Origin of the sequence: Paraburkholderia mimosarum LMG 23256 = NBRC 106338, from assembly GCF_000739815.1 — a bacterium.
GTDB lineage: Bacteria > Pseudomonadota > Gammaproteobacteria > Burkholderiales > Burkholderiaceae > Paraburkholderia > Paraburkholderia mimosarum.
This window is the reverse complement of the sequence record NZ_BBJJ01000037.1, coordinates 1-16,172: the sequence shown is the minus strand read 5'-3', so window position 1 is coordinate 16,172 and position 16,172 is coordinate 1. Positions and strand designations below refer to the sequence as shown.

Genomic DNA, 16,172 nt, shown 5'->3' with positions numbered 1-16,172 from the left:
ATGAACCTCTCGCGCCCGTTCATCTCGCGCCCCGTCGCGACCACGCTGCTCGCGATCGGCATTGCGCTGGCCGGTCTCTTCGCGTTCACGAAGCTGCCGGTCGCGCCCTTGCCGCAAGTGGACTTCCCGACCATCTCTGTGCAGGCCACGCTGCCAGGCGCGAGTCCCGAAACCGTGGCGACCAGCGTGGCGAGCCCGCTGGAGCGCCACCTGGGCTCGATCGCCGACGTCACGGAAATGACCTCGCAAAGCTCGGTGGGCAGCACGCGAATCACGCTGCAGTTCGGCCTGAACCGCGATATCGACGGCGCCGCGCGCGACGTGCAGGCGGCGATCAACGCGGCGCGCGCCGACCTGCCCACGAGCCTGCGGCAGAACCCGACCTATCACAAGGTCAATCCCGCCGACGCGCCCATCCTGATTCTCGCGCTCACCTCGCCCACGCTGAGCGCGGGCCAGCTCTACGACTCGGCGGCCACGGTGCTGCAGCAGTCGCTCTCGCAGGTGGACGGCGTGGGCGAAGTCGACGTGAGCGGCTCGGCGAATCCGGCCGTGCGCGTGGAACTGGAGCCGCACGCGCTCTTTCACTACGGCATCGGCCTCGAAGACGTGCGCGCGGCGCTCGCCTCCGCGAACGCCAACAGCCCGAAGGGCGACATCGAGTTCGGCCCGCAGCGCTTCCAGCTCTACACCAACGACCAGGCGAGCAAGGCGAGCCAGTACAAGGATCTCGTGATCGCCTACCGCAACGGCGCGGGCGTGAAGCTCTCGGACGTGAGCGAAGTCGTCGATTCGGTCGAGGATCTGCGCAACATCGGCCTCGCCAACGGCAAGCGCTCGGTGCTCGTGATCCTCTACCGGCAGCCGGGCGCGAACATCATCGAGACCGTGGACCGCGTGATCGCGATGCTGCCGCAACTGAAGGCCTCGCTGCCCGCCAACGTCGAGGTGACGCCCACCTCCGACCGCTCGGTCACGATCCGCTCGTCGCTCAAGGACACCGAGCACACGCTCATCATCGCCGTGGCGCTCGTCGTGATGGTGGTGTTCCTGTTCCTGCGCAACTGGCGCGCGACGCTCATTCCGAGCGTGGCCGTGCCCATCTCGATCATCGGCACCTTCGCGGCCATGTACCTGATGGGCTTCTCGCTCGACAATCTCTCGCTGATGGCGCTCACCATCGCGACGGGCTTCGTCGTCGACGACGCCATCGTCGTGCTCGAGAACATCTCGCGCCACATCGAAAACGGCGTGCCGCGCATGAAGGCCGCGCTGCTCGGCGCGCGCGAGGTGGGCTTCACCGTGCTCTCGATCAGCGTGTCGCTCGTCGCGGTGTTCCTGCCCATCCTGCTGATGGGCGGCATCGTCGGGCGCCTGTTCCGCGAGTTCGCGCTCACGCTGTCGCTCGCCATTGCGGTGTCGCTGGCCGTCTCGCTCACGCTCACGCCGATGATGTGCTCGCGCCTGCTCCAGGAGGCGCATGAAAAGAAGGAAGAAGGCCGCTTCGCGCAGTGGCTCGAACGCGGCTTCCTGCGCCTGCAGCACGGCTACGAGCGCACGCTCGGCTGGGCGCTCGCGCATCCGTTCATCATCCTGCTCACGCTCATCGCGACCATTGCGCTGAACGTCGCGCTCTACGTGATCGTGCCCAAGGGATTCTTCCCGCAGCAGGACACGGGGCGGCTGATCGGCGGCATTCAGGCCGACCAGTCGACCTCGTTCCAGGCGATGAAGGTGAAGTTCGCGGAGATGATGCGCATCGTGCAGGCCAACCCGGCCGTCGACTCGGTGGCGGGTTTCTCGGGCGGGCGCGCAACCAATTCGGGCTTCATGTTCATCTCGCTCAAGCCCAAGGGCGAGCGCAAGATGTCCGCCGACGAGGTGATCGCGCAACTGCGTGGGCCGCTCTCGAACGTGGCGGGCGCCCGCACCTTCCTGCAGGCCGTGCAGGACATCCGCGTGGGCGGCCGCCAATCGAATGCGCAGTACCAGTTCACGCTGCTTGCGGACAACACCGCGGACCTCTACAAGTGGGGGCCGAAGCTCACCGAGGCGCTGCAGGCCCGCCCCGAACTCGCCGACGTGAACTCGGACCAGCAGCAAGGCGGCCTCGAATCGATGATCGACATCGACCGCGCGAGCGCCGCGCGGCTGAAGATCACGCCCTCGCAGATCGACAACACGCTTTACGACGCGTTCGGCCAGCGCCAGGTCTCGACGATCTACAACCCGCTCAACCAGTACCACGTGGTGATGGAAGTCGCGCCGAAGTACTGGCAGAGCCCGACCATGCTCGACGACGTGTGGATCAGCACCTCGGGCGGCACGGCAAGCGGCGCGCAGAGCACCAACGCGACGGCGGGCACTGTGACGGGCCCCGCCACGGCTTCGACGGGCGGCACGGCTGCCACGACTGCATCGAGCGCCGCGACCCTGGCCGCGGACTCCGCGCGCAATCTGGCGACCAACTCGCTCGCCGCCAGCGGCAAGTCGGGCGCGTCGTCGGGCGCGGCCGTCTCAACGTCGAAGGAGACCATGGTGCCGCTCTCGGCGATTGCCAGGTTCGGGCCGGGTACCACGCCGCTTTCGGTGAATCACCAGAGCCAGTTCGTCGCCTCGACGATCTCGTTCAACCTGCCGCCCGGCAAGTCGCTCTCCGACGCCACCGAGGCTATATACGACACGATGGCGCGCATCGGCATGCCCGCGACGATCCACGGCAGCTTCCAGGGCACCGCGCAGGCGTTCCAGCAGTCGCTCGCCAACCAGCCGCTCCTGATCCTCGCGGCGCTGGCAGCGGTGTATATCGTGCTGGGCATTCTTTATGAGAGCTATATCCACCCGCTCACGATCCTCTCGACGCTGCCCTCCGCGGGCGTGGGCGCCCTGCTCGCGTTGCTGATCTTCAAGACGGAGTTCAGCATCATCGCGCTGATCGGCGTGATTCTGCTGATCGGGATCGTGAAGAAGAACGCGATCATGATGGTCGATTTCGCGATCGATGCCTCGCGCCAGGGCCTGAGTTCGCGCGATGCGATTTATCAGGCGTGCCTCCTGCGCTTCCGCCCGATCATGATGACGACCTGCGCGGCGCTGCTGGGCGCGCTGCCGCTCGCGTTCGGTCGCGGCGAAGGCGCCGAGCTGCGCGCGCCGCTCGGCATCTCGATCGTGGGTGGCCTGATCGTGAGCCAGATGCTCACGCTCTATACGACGCCAGTCGTGTATCTGTATATGGACCGGCTGCGCGTGTGGTGGGATGCGAAGCGCGGACGCAGCACGCCAGCGGCGGCGGCTGAATAAGCGGTTGAACGAGCGGTCGAACAAGCGGCGGCGTTGTTGCACCGGAAAGCGGCTAAAGCGTGGCTTTAGCCGCTTTCCTCATGCTTGCCTCATGCCCTGGCGCGGCGCGCTCCGCGCAAATGCGCCGGCAGGCAGCGCACGATCACATGCAGCGCGAGCGGCACGATGATGCCGTCGTCCACGACACCGGCGAGCGGCATCGCGATATTGAACGGATCGAGCGCGTAAAGCGCGAGCAGCGCCGTGGCGGGCAGCAGCCATACCGGGCGCTCCGGCTGGCGCAGCGCGTGCCATAGCACACGCGCATCGCCCTTCACCACGCTCCATAGCAACGCCATGCGTTTCATCTGCGTCCTCCTTGCGGCTCGCGCCGCCTCAATGCTGCTCGTGACCAGGCGCGTCCGAGCGTGACGTCCTGATCACGAGCCCGTCGGGCGAGAAATGGGCGTTGAACATGCCGTCGCCGGCCACGCCGCCTTCCGCCCAGTGCCAGCTCCAGACCTCCTCGTGGCTCAACGCATACTTTGCCACCGTTGCCGGCTTGCCGAGCAGGCGCCGCACTTCGTCCTCCGTCATGCCCGGCACGACCCGCGCGATGTTCTGCGCGGTGAGCGCCTGGGTCATCGCGACGAGCTTGCCGTTTGCGTCGAAGTCGAGCATCCACGTGGTGAGACCATTCGGCCCCCGCGGATATTCGAGGCGCTGTGCGCCGTCGTCGTCCTCCCAGACCATTTCGGGCTTGCCCGCCTGGCGGCGCACGTCTTCCACCGTCGAAACGCCAATTATGAGGCCGCCGAACGCCATCGAGTCGGGTTTGATCGCGTTGAGCGCGTCGGCGACCTTTTGCTGGTCGCACGCCGCGAGCAACGTGGTGCAGACCGCGATCAGCGCCGCGGTGATCCAGGGTTTTCGTGACATATTCGATTCGCGTTGCCGGGACACGGATCGCCGCGAGGCCCGCGCGCCGGCCGGCCTCGCGTTGATCGTGGTTGCCGGCTATTGCTGCGGATGCTGCGCGGCCCATGCCTTCAAGGCGCGCAATGTGTTCTCGACGTGCTGGTCGGGCGAGAGACTCGTGTATTCGTAGATGATCTTGCCGTCCGGCGCGATCACATAGGAAACGCGCCTGGCCATCGCTTCGTGCATGGGCATCGAAGCGTCGTACGACTTGATGATCTTCGAGTTTTCGTCGGCGGCCACCGGGAACTTGCCGCGGCACTCGCTCACCGAGAACTTCGTGAGCGTGTCGATATTGTCGTGCGAAACGCCGATCACGGTCGCCCCGTACTTCCTGTACTCATCGACCGCATCGGCGAATTCGTGCGCCTCGATCGTGCAGCCTTTCGTGAACGCGGCCGGATAGAAGTAGACGACCACCGGCCCCTTCTTCAGCTCGGAAGCGAGCGAATACGTATAGGTCTTGCCGCCCAGCGATGCCTGGGTCGTGAAATCGGGCGCGGGATCGCCCGGCTTGAGCGTTGCGTGTGCAGACAGCGTGAAGAGCGTGAGCCCGGCGCAGACGAGCGCCGCAGCTGCCGCCGCAAGGAACCTCGGTTTCATGTCGAATGCCCTCGAGTGGGAATCACCACGCCGGCGCGCGTCTTACCCGCTGTTGGCCGGTTCTCGCCTGGATTTGCCAGTTGCGCCCGGTTTTGCTGATTACGCAATAGCACGTGTGACGGCGCGCTCGCGACGATGCCGACATTGGACCACACAATCCCCGCGCTCGCAGCGCGCCCCGCGCTTTGCAACTGACTTTCAGCCGTCCGCGTACGCCGTGAACCAGGCGCCGGCCCACAGGTTGAGTTCGGCGAGCAGCGGCGGCGTGAGGGCGCTGAAGATCCCGCCCGCGCCGCTCGCGAGACGCTGCGCGCCGCCGTGGTCGCCGCGCTCTGCCTCGGTCGCGATGCGCAGCAGCGTGCCGAGCTCGCCGCGCTGGCCATCCACCGCCTCGACGATTTCGCGTGCGAGACCGAGTCGATCGAGCGTGTGCTCGGGCGTCGACCCCACGAGCACGTGCACGAGCGAGAAGATCCCGGTCATGAAGGCGGCGTCGGCGAATTCTGGATCCTGCGGCTTAAGGCTGCGCGCGGCCAGCTCCATGAAGTGCGAGCGCGTGCCCGCGAGCTGGACGAGCGGGTCCGAACCCCAGGGCAAGTCGCGCCCGCTGGCGTACAGCAGCAGTTGCGCCCAGCGCGCGATCTGACGCGTGCCTGCCGCGAGCACCGCCTCGCGGAGCGACGCGATCGGCCGCCCGGGCGAATACGCGCTCGAATTGACGAGACGCAATAGCTGCACCACCACGGCAGGGTGGCTGCGCAATTCGCGTTCCAGTTCGGCCGTGCCGACGTCGTTCGCCACCAGGGCGAGCAGGCGCACGAGCGCGAGGCGCGAAGCGCGCACGTGGGGCGCGCGCAGGACTTGCGGGCGGGCGAAGAAGTAGCCCTGGAACAGTTCGAAGCCGAGCGACGACGCCAGCTCGAAATCCTCGCCCGTCTCCACCTTTTCGGCGATGAGTGTCTTGCCATGCGCGGCGAGATGCGCGACCAGCCCGGGCAGCGCCGCGCGCTCGGTCTGCAGCAGATCGACCTTGACGATGTCCGCATAGGGCAGCGCGCGCAGCAGGTTCTCCGTGATTTCGCTCACGTCGTCGAAGGCAATGCGGTAGCCGGCGCGACGCAGCTGCGCGAGCCGTTCCAGCACGGCGGCATCGAAGCTCACATGCTCGAGCACCTCCAGCACGAAGCGGCTCGGGGGCAGCAAATGCACGATGTCGTCGAAGAGCAGCTCGCGGCTGATGTTGACGTAGCCGTAGTGGCGCCCAAGCACCGCGGGCACGCCGAGCTGGCCGATCGCGCGCGTCATCACCTGGGCCGTGGCGAGCGCGTCGTCATCGACATCGGCGCGGTTGTGCGCGCCGCCGCGAAAAAGCAGCTCGTAGGCGTTGAGTGCGCCGTTGCGATCGAGGATGGGCTGCCGCCCGAGATACACGAACGGCTGGCCGACGCCCGATGTTGCAGCCTGCGCCGGCTGGCGAGGGTGCGCCCCGGGCGCGCCGACGGACTGGGCGTCGCGCTGCGAACCGGATGCCCCAGGTGCTCCAGGTGCCCCAGGTTCAAGCGCGAGTTGTGAAACTGACGACATGGATGGCGCGGGACCAGGTGTGCCCCTGCCCGCATCGCCTTGCGCGGCCTCGCTTGCCGCCGCGGCGAACGCTGACGATGAATCGGACATGCGGGTGACTCGTACAGATGTAATGAACCGGTAATGGCCGGCAAGACGGGCGCTCCACCAGCGCCGACCCGTCGCGCATGGCGAACGGCGTCTCGACCGGCGCAACTTTAACCGAAACTGGACGCCGCCGCAGTGATCGCCGGTCACGTTTGTGTGCCGGGCGCTTTTTCGGCCGCCGCCGCTAAAGATTTCGCCCGGGAGGTCGATAACTCCTTCTGATGGGCGGCTTTAGCCGGAGGCGAGAACCGGCCGCTGTGCCAGATGCACGGCGTTCCGCGGCGCACGCGGCGCGGCAAGGACGCCTGAGACCAACAAAGGGTTGCCAGCGACACACATGGAAGCGAACAGGATCACCGCGCCCCGCCAGGGCTGGTTGCGCACGGTCGTTGACCGGCTATACGCGCTTGCCGGCCTCAGAGGCGTTGCCGGCGACCCGCCCATACCCGTGGCATCGCACGAAGCGCACGACGAAGCCGCCGCGCCGCTCGTGCCCGCTTCGCCCGCCATCGCGGCGTCCGACTACGCGGACGCCATCTCGCTCTCGTTCGAGAGCACGGCAGCTGCGGTGGACTTCCTCGTTCACGTGGACGCCCATCTCCATTTTCTCTACGTTTCCGACGCGAGCCTGCGCTTCGCCGGCTATCACCGCGAATTCCTGCTCGGCGCGACGCTCGCCGACATCGTCACACCCGGCGATCACGAGCGGCTCGCGGCGCTGTTCGCACGCGCCGCGCACAGCGGCGCCGTGGAGAAGGAAACGGTCGAAATCGTCAAGGCGCTCACCTACCCGCTTCCCGTCGAGCTGCGCGTGCAGCGCGCCCAGTACGGCGAGACGGCCGGTTTCGCCGTCGCGGGCTTCGATGTTTCCGCCTGGCAAGGCACCGAGGCCGCGCTCACGCACGCGCTCCATCACGACCCGCTCACCGGCCTGCCCAACCAGACCGCGCTCGCCCCGGCGCTGCAGCGCGCCCAGGCCGACGCGGACCACTTCGGCGTGCCGGCGGCGCTCCTGCTGCTCGACCTCGACGACTATCAGCGCGTGAACCGGGCGCTGGGCTACGACGCCGGCGACGAGCTGCTGCGCGAGACCGCGCGGCGCCTCACGCATCTCGCGCTGCAGGGAGAAATGATCGCGCGCATCGGCAGCGACGAGTTCGCGATCCTGATCGCGCCGCAGCGGCACACCGCGCCCGGCGATGTGCGCGCCGCCGCCGAGGCGCTCGGCCGGCGTCTGCTCACCGCGATCCTCCAGCCCTACGCGTTTCGCAACCAGCCCGTGCATCTCTCGGCGAGCATCGGCATTGCGTTCCATCCGGACCAGCGCCCGCGCGCATCCGCCGCAAGCGGGACCGAAACCAGCGCCGACGCCACGCCGCTCATTCGCCGCGCGGATCAGGCGCTCCAGCAGGCCAAAGCCATTGGCGGCAACACGCTGACGCTGCACGTGCCCGACGACGATCCGACCGACGCCCTGCGCCTGAAGCTGGAGTCCGATCTCTACGACGGCGTGCGCAACGGCGAGTTCTCGCTGCACTTCCAGCCCATCACGAGCAGCGCGTCGCGCGGCGTCGTCGGCGTGGAGGCGTTGATCCGCTGGCAACATCCATTGCACGGCCTCGTGCCGCCATCAACGTTTATTCCCCTTGCGGAATCCGTCGGCCTGATTAATTATCTCGGCAACTGGGTTTTGAAGGCTGCGTGCATGCAACTGACCCAATGGGACGAGCAAGGCATCGAGCTGCAGTACGTCGCGGTCAATGTCTCGCCGCAGCAGTTCCGCAATCCGCGCTTCAGGGAAAGTGTCGAGGAAGCGATCGAGCTCACCGGGGTCGACCCGCGCCGGCTCGTGTTCGAGATCACCGAAAGCCTGCTGATGCACGATCCGCACCACGCGAAGATGCTGCTCGAAGAGCTGACCTCGCTTGGCATCCGCTTCGCGGTGGACGACTTCGGCACCGGCTATTCGAGCCTTGCGTACCTGCAGCGCTTCCCGCTTTCGAAGCTGAAGATCGATCGAAGCTTCGTCGAGAACCTCATCACCTCGCGCAACGATCAGGCGATCGTGAACGCCGTGGTGGGGCTCGCGCGTACGCTCGATCTCGAACTAGTGGCCGAGGGCGTGGAAACGGAAGCGCAGCGCGATCTGCTCACGGACATGGGTTGCGAGCACATCCAGGGTTGGCTCGTCTGCAAGGCGCTGCCTTCGGAAGAATTGCAGCAGCGCTTCGTCTCGGGCGCGCTGCACGTGCACGAGGTGCAATGATGCGGGCATCGCAAACAGCAGGGCTTTCGCGAAATTGACATGGTTCAGATGGTAAAGGCCGTCCTGCTCGACCGCTTGTGGGCCCGCATGAATGAACGCGGGGACTTCCCCTTGCTGTCGCAATCGCTGCGCACCACGGTCGCGGCGATGACGAACGACGACTACGATTTCAGTGCGCTCGTGAAGGTCGTGCTCTCGGATTTCGCGCTCACGCAGAAAGTGCTGCGGCTCGCGAATTCGGCCATGTACCTGGCGTTCGGCGGCAACATCACGACCGTCACGCGCGCCTTGATGGTGCTCGGCATGGACGCGGTCGGCCATCTCGTCGTCGGCCTGAAGATCGTCGATCACTTCCATCACAGCGCGCCGCGCCGCATCGACGCAAAGCTCGAACTGAACCGCACGATGCTTTCGGGCTGCGTGGCGCGCAAGCTCACCGAGCGCGGCGACCTGCGCGCGGGCGAAGAGGCCGTGGTCTGCACGCTCATGCGCCAGGTGGGCAAGCTGCTCGTGGTGTTCTATCTCGAACCCGAGTGGGACCAGATCCGCCGTGAGATCGAAGAAGGCACGAGCGACGACGACGCCTGCCTCGGCGTGCTCGGGGTAACCTTCGAAGAGCTCGGCCTCGAAGCCGCCGCGCGCTGGCGCCTTCCCGAGACGATCCGTTCCGGCATGCGCCAGTACGATCCGGCCGACAAAGAGCCACGCGACGTGCAGTGGCTGCGCGCCATCACCAACTACTCGACCGAAGTGGCGCGCGTGCTGACCACGGCGGGCCTCACGGAGGAAATGCGCGAGACGCATATCGCGGAACTGGCGCAGCACTATGGCCGCGCGCTGTCGACGGACCCGGAGGTGCTCGTGCAGATGAGTCTCGCGCTCGCACGCGAGGAAGCCGAAGACGGCGTGATGCGCGAGATCGTCGAATTGCGCGCCAATGCCGACGCCATTGCGCGCGAAGCGCTCGACCCCGAGGCGCGCATCGCGGCGGGCGTTCAAGACCTGCGCGCGCTGCCCCCCGACAGCCCGCTCGACACCGCCCTCACGCTCGCGACCGAAACCGTGCTCGCGGGCCTCGGCTTCGCGCGAACCGTGGTGTTCGTGAGGCACGGCGCGAACATGTTCGAGGCGAAGCATGGCTTCGGCCCGCACATAAGCGAAGTGCTGCCGAGGCTCTCGTTCTCCGCCGCGTTCCAGCCCGACGTGTTTCATCTCGCGATCGCGAACAAGGTCGGCATTTTCATCGAGAACGCGCGCGACGCGAAGATCCTCGCGCGCCTGCCTGGCTGGTATCGTTCGAGCTTCGACGACGCGCGCGCGTTCGTCCTGCTGCCCGTGGGCGCCCCGGGCGTTGCGCCGGTCGGGCTGATGTACGGCGACTGGCTCGTGAACCAGGAGCCGCGCCGCATCTCGCAAAAAGAGATGAGCGCGTTGAACGACCTCGCGCAGCAGCTTGCGCGGTTCTTCACGCAAGTTCCACAGACCGCCTGAGTCCCTGAGGAAACGGCGCCGCTTCGCTTGCGGCGCCCGCTTCCGCTCATCAATCCTCGATACGCTCCAGACCTTCGTCTTCGGCATCGCGGCCGGCCGTGCCCGCCCATTCGGCCGCAGCGAGCGCCATGGCCGCGACCGTCGGGGCGTCCAGCGGCGCCAGTGACTCGCACAGCGCGTCCACACTCGCCCAGTTGCCTCGCTCGAGCGCCTCGGACAGATCGAGCAGCCTGCCGAGCACGCCCTCGCGCTCGACGATCGCCGTGCGGATCGGCCGCGCGAGCGTGAGCACTTCGAGCGTGCTTTCGAGCGAGCCGCCGAACACCGCATCGACGAACGAGAACACGCCGACGAGAAACGCCGCGTCTTCCTCTTCGAGATGCGCCTTCTCGAGCTGCGTCACGGCGATTTCCATGAATCGCGCGCGCGTTGCCACCAGTTGCAGCAATGGGTCGTCTTCGGCGGCGATCTTGCGGCCGTCCGCGTAGAGCAGCAGCTGGGTCCAGCGCGCGATGGCGTTGGTGCCCGTCGCGTTGATGGCCTCGCGCAGCGTCGTTACCTTGCGGCCGATGTTCATGCTGCCCGAGTTGGCGAGCCGCATCAGGTGCATCACGAGCACGGGATTGAGCTTGAGTTCCGCCTCCAGTTGCGCGACGGTGGGCTCGGCGGCCAGCAGATGCAGCAGGTTCAGCAGCGCCTGGCGCGGCGCGCTGGAGCGCCGCGCGCCGCCGTGCGGTTTCGCGAAGAAATAGCCCTGGAAACGGTCGAAGCCGAGATCGTGCGCGCGCTGATAGTCTTCCTGGGTCTCGACGCCCATCGCCACGAGAAGCTTGCCCGCCGACTTCATCACGCTCGCGAACTTCGGCAGCACAGCGGGCGCGATCTCGCGGATATCGATCTTGATGGCGTCCACATAGGGCAGCAGCTTCGCGAACGACTCGTCCGCCTTCGAGACGTGATCGAGCGCGAAGCGAAAGCGACGGCGGTGCAGCGCGACGAGCCGCGCGACCAGTTCCGGGTCCGCGCCGATGTCCACCGGCAACTCGAGCATCACGCGCTCGGGGCTCAAACGCTGGAGGCTGTCGTGAAAGAGCGAATCGCGCGTGATGTCGAGCCAGGCGGGATGGCCCGCGAGCGAGGCGCGCAACGCCGGCGCAGCGAAGCCGGTGAAAAGCGCGGTGCCGGTGACCGAAGGCCTGGCCGTCATACCCGCGGCCGCATCCCTGGCGGCAGCCTCGGCCTCGCGCTCGATGTCGGCGCTCTCGCGGCGGTCCACGATGCGCGGCAAGGTCTCGAACGCGCACAGGAGGCCGTCTCGATCGAGCAGCGGCTGGCGCGCGAAATAAACGTCGACAGGTGGGCCGGCGTGTTCCGGCGACTGCGTACCTCCCGCCACGCCTGACATCTGCGGACGGTCTGCGGCGTTCAAGCTCATGGAATCCCCCGCGCGGCGCCGCGCTCATGGCGACGCCCTGGTCTTGTCTCTTGGCATGCCGCAACCGTCGACGTTCGCACCGGACGCGGCTCTTTCTTATCTCAATTTTATCCTGGCAAGTAAGGTGCGGAAATGAAGTTCGCCTCGATCAGAGGGTTTTTTGTGGCTTTTCCCTGCGCGTTGCCCTTTGCCGGCGCCGCTGCATCAGGACGCGGCAACGCCTGGCCCGTCAATTGATGTGCAATCCGAAACAACTGCGCGAAAAAAAACGACCGGCTGGATGGGCTCCAGCCGGTCGGCAGCGCGAAGCATCAGGCTCGTTTGCCGCTTACTTAAGCACAACCTTCACGTCGAAATACTTGGCGGCGATGCGATCGAGCGTGCCGTCCGCCTTGAGGTCCTTGAGCGCGCCGTTGAGGGCCGCCTTGAGCGCCGCGTCGTTCTTGCGCACGCCGTAGCCCACGCCTTCGCCGAGCAGCTTCGCGTCCACGACCTGCGGGCCCGCGAACGCGAAGCCCGCGCCCTGCGGCTTGTTCAGAAAGCCCTTGGAAGCGGCCTCGGCGTCCTGGAACGAGGCGTCGAGGCGGCCCGAGGCGAGATCCGCGTAGATCTGGTCCTGGGTCTGATATGGCACGACGTCGACGCCAGCGGGCGCCCACTTCGCCTTCGCGTAGGTTTCCTGGATGGTGCCCTGGAGCACACCCACGTGCTTGCCCTTGAGCGATTCGGGCGTGGGCTGCAGCGTGCTGCCCTTCTTCGCGATCATCTGGTTCGGAATCGCGTAGATCGGGTCGGTGAAGTCGATGGCCTGGCGACGCTGGTCCGTGATCGTCATGTCCGAGTTGATCGCGTTGAACTTGCGCGCGGCGAGCGCCGGAATCAGGCCGTCGAACGAATTCTCCACCCACACGCACTTCGCCTTGAGCTTCGCGCAAACGGCATTGCCCACGTCGATGTCGAAGCCCTGCAGTTCGCCTGCGGGCGACTTCGATTCGAACGGTGCGTACGATGCCTCCACGCCAAAGTGGATCTCCTTGATGTCGGCAGCGCGCGCGGCGCCTGCAGTCATGGCGGCGGCACAGAATGCGAGCGTTGCCAGCTTGTTCCAGTTCATCTTCATCAGTGTCTCTTTCCAGTCAGATTAGGGCGCGCCGGCAAGGCCCATCCATCGCGGCAAACGATGGGCATTGCGGCGCTGGCACAGGATCGCTGCGCCAAAAACACGGCTCAATCGCGAGCACCCGATGTGGTGCGCCGCAGCAAGCGCGAGGCCGGGATTGTACCGCGCTCGCGCAAGGCGCCCCGGGCGGCGCAAGCACGGCGCGGGGCGTTCGAACATGCAAATGGGTGTCGTGGATGCGCAAGGGCGCGCCTGAGCGCCTGAGGCACGTGCGCGGCGAGCGCTCAGGCGAGCGCGGCGAGCGTGGCCTTCGTCGTGTCCACGACGAGCAGACCCGCACGCAAACCCGGCTTCACGCCGGGATTCGGAAACACGATGCGTTCTTCGTCGTGCTCCACCACGTAGCGGTAGGCGCCATCTTCGGCCAGCACCTGGCCGCGCGCGAACGGCGTGAAGTTGGGCACATCGGCGGCCACGTTGAGCTTGAGCGCCTCGCTTTGCTTCGTGATCTGGCCGATCACCGTGAAGATGCGCGGCATCCGGGCGGTCTGCGGCGAAGGCGTCTCGCCTGCCAAGAGGCGGCGCACCGCAGCATCGGCACCGGCGAAGCGCGCGAGATCGTTCTGACCGAACGGGCGCACCTTGCCGAGTTCGAGCGTGCACGCGAGCGCGCCGCAGCTCCCGGCGGTGAACGACGACAGCGTCGCGCCCTTCTCCGTGTGGATCAGCACGGCCGCGATGTGCGCGTCGGCGAGCCATTCGAGCATGACGCGCGCAGGCCGTTCGCCCGTGTGCGGCAGCAGCGCGAACTGCTCGAACGCCGAGGCGCGGATCGCCGTGTGCATGTCGAGATGCCAGCGCGCTTGCGGTACTCGCGTCGCCTCGGGCGCCTTTGAGAAGAAGCGCTGCGCCGCCGCTTCCAGTGCCGCTGCGCGCGGCGCCTCGCGGCTGTCAGGCACACGGGCATGGCGCCCGCCGAACAGCCGGTTGAGGTCGTCGTCGAGATAGCGCTCGCCCGCTCGCATCGCCGCCGCGTTGCCGAGCACAACGAGCACGCGGCAGGCGAGCGGCGCACGGCCCGCCGCGATGTCGGCCACGAGTTGCGAGAGCAGTTCGATCGGCGCGGTCTCGTCGCCATGCACGCCCGCCGAGAGCAGCACGCTGCGCGTCGTCTCGTCCACGTGTGCGGGCGTCAGTTCGAGCACGCCTTCGTCGAGCCATTGCCAGCGCACACCGCCTGCGCATTCTCCGCTCGCTTCATCAGCCATTGCCGGGCGCGAGCCGGCGAGCGTATAGCCGAGAAAATCAGCAAGCACAGAGACAGAAGCATCAGCGCTGGAAGTCATAGAGCGATCCGAGGCCGAGAATCTGCGTGAGTTCGTCGAGCGCCGTGCGCGACTCGACCAGCAGCGCCGGATCGGTCAGATCCTGCGGCGCGAGCCGGTCGCGATAGTGCCGCTCGATCCAGCCGTCGAGACGCGTGAAGAGCGCATCGTTCATCCACACGCCGGGCGCCGTCGCCGCGCGCTCTTCCTCGCTGAGCACCACGCGCAGACGCAGGCATGCCGGGCCGCCGCCGTTCTTCATGCTCTCGCGCAAGTCGAACACGAGCACCTCGTCGATGGGCCCGCTGCTCGCGGTCAGGTCGTCGAGGTAGATCGCCACGTGCGGATTTTCGCGGCATTCCTGCGGCACGACGAGAATCTGCTTGCCGTCGGCGCGGCTCAGCAACTGGCTGTTGAAGAGGTACGAAGACACGGCGTCGGCCACGCTCACGCGCGCCTCGGGCACTTCGATCACGTGGAACGGCGCGTCGTGCGCCGCGAGCTTTGCGCGCAGCTCGTCGTACACCGCCTTCTGCTCGACGAACGCGAGCTCGTGGCAAAACAGCGTGCTGCGGTTGCCCACGGCGATCACGTCGTTGTGGAACACGCCTGCGTCGATCACGTCCGGATTCTGCTGGGCGAACACGGTGCCGGCGTCGGTCAGGCCGTGGCGCTGCGCGATGGCGCGGCTCGCCTCGAAAGTCTGCCGCGCGGGGTAGCGCTTCGGCTCCGGCCCGCGACGGTATTCGCTGCGTCCGTACACGAAGAACTCCACGCCACGCTCACCGTACTGCGCGCCAAAACGCGTATGGTTGGCCGCGCCTTCGTCGCCGAGCGCGGGCGTGCCGGGCAGCGCCTCGTGCACGACGAAGTGCGCCGGATCCGCGAAGACCGTGGATAGCGTGCGGCGCGTGGCTTCGTGCTCGATCGCGCGATGCAGCTTGCTGCACAGGTTCGCAGGCGTGAAATGCACGCGCCGGTCGGGCGTATCCGCCGATGGGCTCACCGTGGCCGCGTTGGCAGTCCACATCGCCGAAGCGGAGCTTGCGGCCGCGAGCAGCTCGGGCGCCTCTTTCGCGGCGCGGGCAATCGCTTCGGCCTCCTTACCGCCGAAGCCCAGTTCGCGCAGCAACCGCATGGAGGGTCGCTCCTGCGGCGGCAGCACGCCTTGCGCGAACCCGAGGTCGGCGAGCCGTTTCATCTTGCGCAAGCCCTGCTGCGCGGCGGCGCGCGGGTTCGCCACGGACTTCTCGTTGTTCTGCGAGGCGACATTGCCGAACGACAGCCCGGCATAGTTGTGCGTGGGGCCGACGAGTCCGTCGAAGTTGGCTTCAAGGGTTTGCATCGTCGTTCCTTAGAAGGTCAGGCCCGGCGAAACGCTCGCGGGCATCTGCAGTTGCGCGCTTTCCACCGAGGCCATCGGGTAGGCGCAGTAATCGGCCGCGTAATACGCGCTCGGCCGGTGGTTGCCCGAGCGGCCCGTGCCGCCGAAGGGCGCGCCGCTCGAAGCGCCGTTGGTCGGCCGGTTCCAGTTCACCACGCCCGCGCGGATCTCGCGCGTGAAGCGATGCCAGAGCGCTTCGTCGTCGGCGAGCAGGCCCGCCGAGAGGCCGAAGGCCGTGTTGTTGGCCTGCGCGATGGCGTCGTCGAAACCCGCGTAGCGGATGATCTGCGCGAGCGGCCCGAAGTGCTCCTCGTCCGGCAGATCGGCCACGCCTGTCACGTCGAGGATGGCTGGGGTCACGAAACCGAGCGCCGGATCGCGTTGCTCCATCGGCAACAAGGCGCGTGCGCCGCGCTCGAGCAACTGCGCCTGCGCACTCATGAGCTTGCCCGCCGCGCGCGCCGAAATCACGGCGCCCATGAAGGGCTGCGGCTCAGCGTCGTATTCGCCCACGGTGATGCGCGAGCTCACTTCGACGAAACGCGCGAGGAAGCGCTCGCCGAACGCGTCGGCGGGCACCAGGATGCGGCGCGCGCACGTGCATCGCTGCCCCGCCGAAA

12 protein-coding genes are annotated in these 16,172 nt (G+C 67.1%); 3 read left to right on the top strand and 9 right to left on the bottom strand.

The window, feature by feature from the left end; genetic code table 11:
* Positions 1 to 3,300, top strand: a complete 3,300-nt coding sequence (locus BMI01S_RS23810; RefSeq protein ID WP_028212138.1) for an efflux RND transporter permease subunit — start codon at positions 1 to 3, stop codon at positions 3,298 to 3,300.
* An 89-nt stretch (positions 3,301 to 3,389) separates the two neighbouring features.
* Here the strand turns inward: BMI01S_RS23810 and BMI01S_RS23805 are convergent, their stop codons facing one another.
* From BMI01S_RS23805 to BMI01S_RS23790, 4 genes are all read right to left on the bottom strand, one after another.
* A complete protein-coding gene (locus BMI01S_RS23805) occupies positions 3,390 to 3,647 on the bottom strand; it encodes a hypothetical protein (RefSeq protein WP_028212137.1) in 258 nt (85 codons plus the stop codon).
* A gap of 28 nt (positions 3,648 to 3,675) precedes the next feature.
* Positions 3,676 to 4,218: an outer membrane protein assembly factor BamE domain-containing protein gene (gene bamE / locus BMI01S_RS23800; RefSeq protein WP_042290798.1), complete on the bottom strand. Its 543-nt coding sequence runs from the start codon at positions 4,216 to 4,218 to the stop codon at positions 3,676 to 3,678.
* A 78-nt stretch (positions 4,219 to 4,296) separates the two neighbouring features.
* Positions 4,297 to 4,860 carry a peroxiredoxin gene (locus BMI01S_RS23795; protein WP_028230765.1) on the bottom strand — a complete coding sequence of 188 codons (564 nt, stop codon included), beginning with the start codon at positions 4,858 to 4,860 and terminating at the stop codon, positions 4,297 to 4,299.
* Positions 4,861 to 5,058: 198 nt separating this feature from the next.
* Positions 5,059 to 6,534: an EAL and HDOD domain-containing protein gene (locus BMI01S_RS23790; RefSeq protein WP_238327831.1), complete on the bottom strand. Its 1,476-nt coding sequence runs from the start codon at positions 6,532 to 6,534 to the stop codon at positions 5,059 to 5,061.
* Between the two features lie 334 nt (positions 6,535 to 6,868).
* Between BMI01S_RS23790 and BMI01S_RS23785 the strand changes: the two genes are divergently transcribed.
* Together BMI01S_RS23785 and BMI01S_RS23780 are read left to right on the top strand one after the other, a co-directional pair.
* On the top strand, positions 6,869 to 8,797 hold the full coding sequence (locus BMI01S_RS23785) for a putative bifunctional diguanylate cyclase/phosphodiesterase (protein WP_028230766.1): 1,929 nt from the start codon (positions 6,869 to 6,871) through the stop codon (positions 8,795 to 8,797).
* Positions 8,798 to 8,845: 48 nt separating this feature from the next.
* Positions 8,846 to 10,288: an HDOD domain-containing protein gene (locus BMI01S_RS23780; RefSeq protein WP_036019113.1), complete on the top strand. Its 1,443-nt coding sequence runs from the start codon at positions 8,846 to 8,848 to the stop codon at positions 10,286 to 10,288.
* Positions 10,289 to 10,337: 49 nt separating this feature from the next.
* Here the strand turns inward: BMI01S_RS23780 and BMI01S_RS23775 are convergent, their stop codons facing one another.
* The 5 genes from BMI01S_RS23775 to BMI01S_RS23755 all read right to left on the bottom strand — a co-directional run.
* Positions 10,338 to 11,723: an EAL and HDOD domain-containing protein gene (locus BMI01S_RS23775; RefSeq protein WP_081716007.1), complete on the bottom strand. Its 1,386-nt coding sequence runs from the start codon at positions 11,721 to 11,723 to the stop codon at positions 10,338 to 10,340.
* Between the two features lie 328 nt (positions 11,724 to 12,051).
* Positions 12,052 to 12,843, bottom strand: a complete 792-nt coding sequence (locus BMI01S_RS23770; protein ID WP_028230767.1) for an ABC transporter substrate-binding protein — start codon at positions 12,841 to 12,843, stop codon at positions 12,052 to 12,054.
* Positions 12,844 to 13,127: 284 nt separating this feature from the next.
* Positions 13,128 to 14,189 (bottom strand): succinylglutamate desuccinylase, encoded by a 1,062-nt coding sequence (gene astE / locus BMI01S_RS23765; protein ID WP_028230768.1) that lies wholly within the window; start codon positions 14,187 to 14,189, stop codon positions 13,128 to 13,130.
* On the bottom strand, positions 14,173 to 15,513 hold the full coding sequence (gene astB / locus BMI01S_RS23760; protein WP_028212128.1) for an N-succinylarginine dihydrolase: 1,341 nt from the start codon (positions 15,511 to 15,513) through the stop codon (positions 14,173 to 14,175). Before astB ends, astE begins: the two co-directional genes overlap by 17 nt.
* A gap of 9 nt (positions 15,514 to 15,522) precedes the next feature.
* A partial coding sequence (locus tag BMI01S_RS23755) for an aldehyde dehydrogenase family protein (RefSeq protein ID WP_042290792.1) occupies positions 15,523 to 16,172 on the bottom strand: 650 nt, incomplete at its 5' end.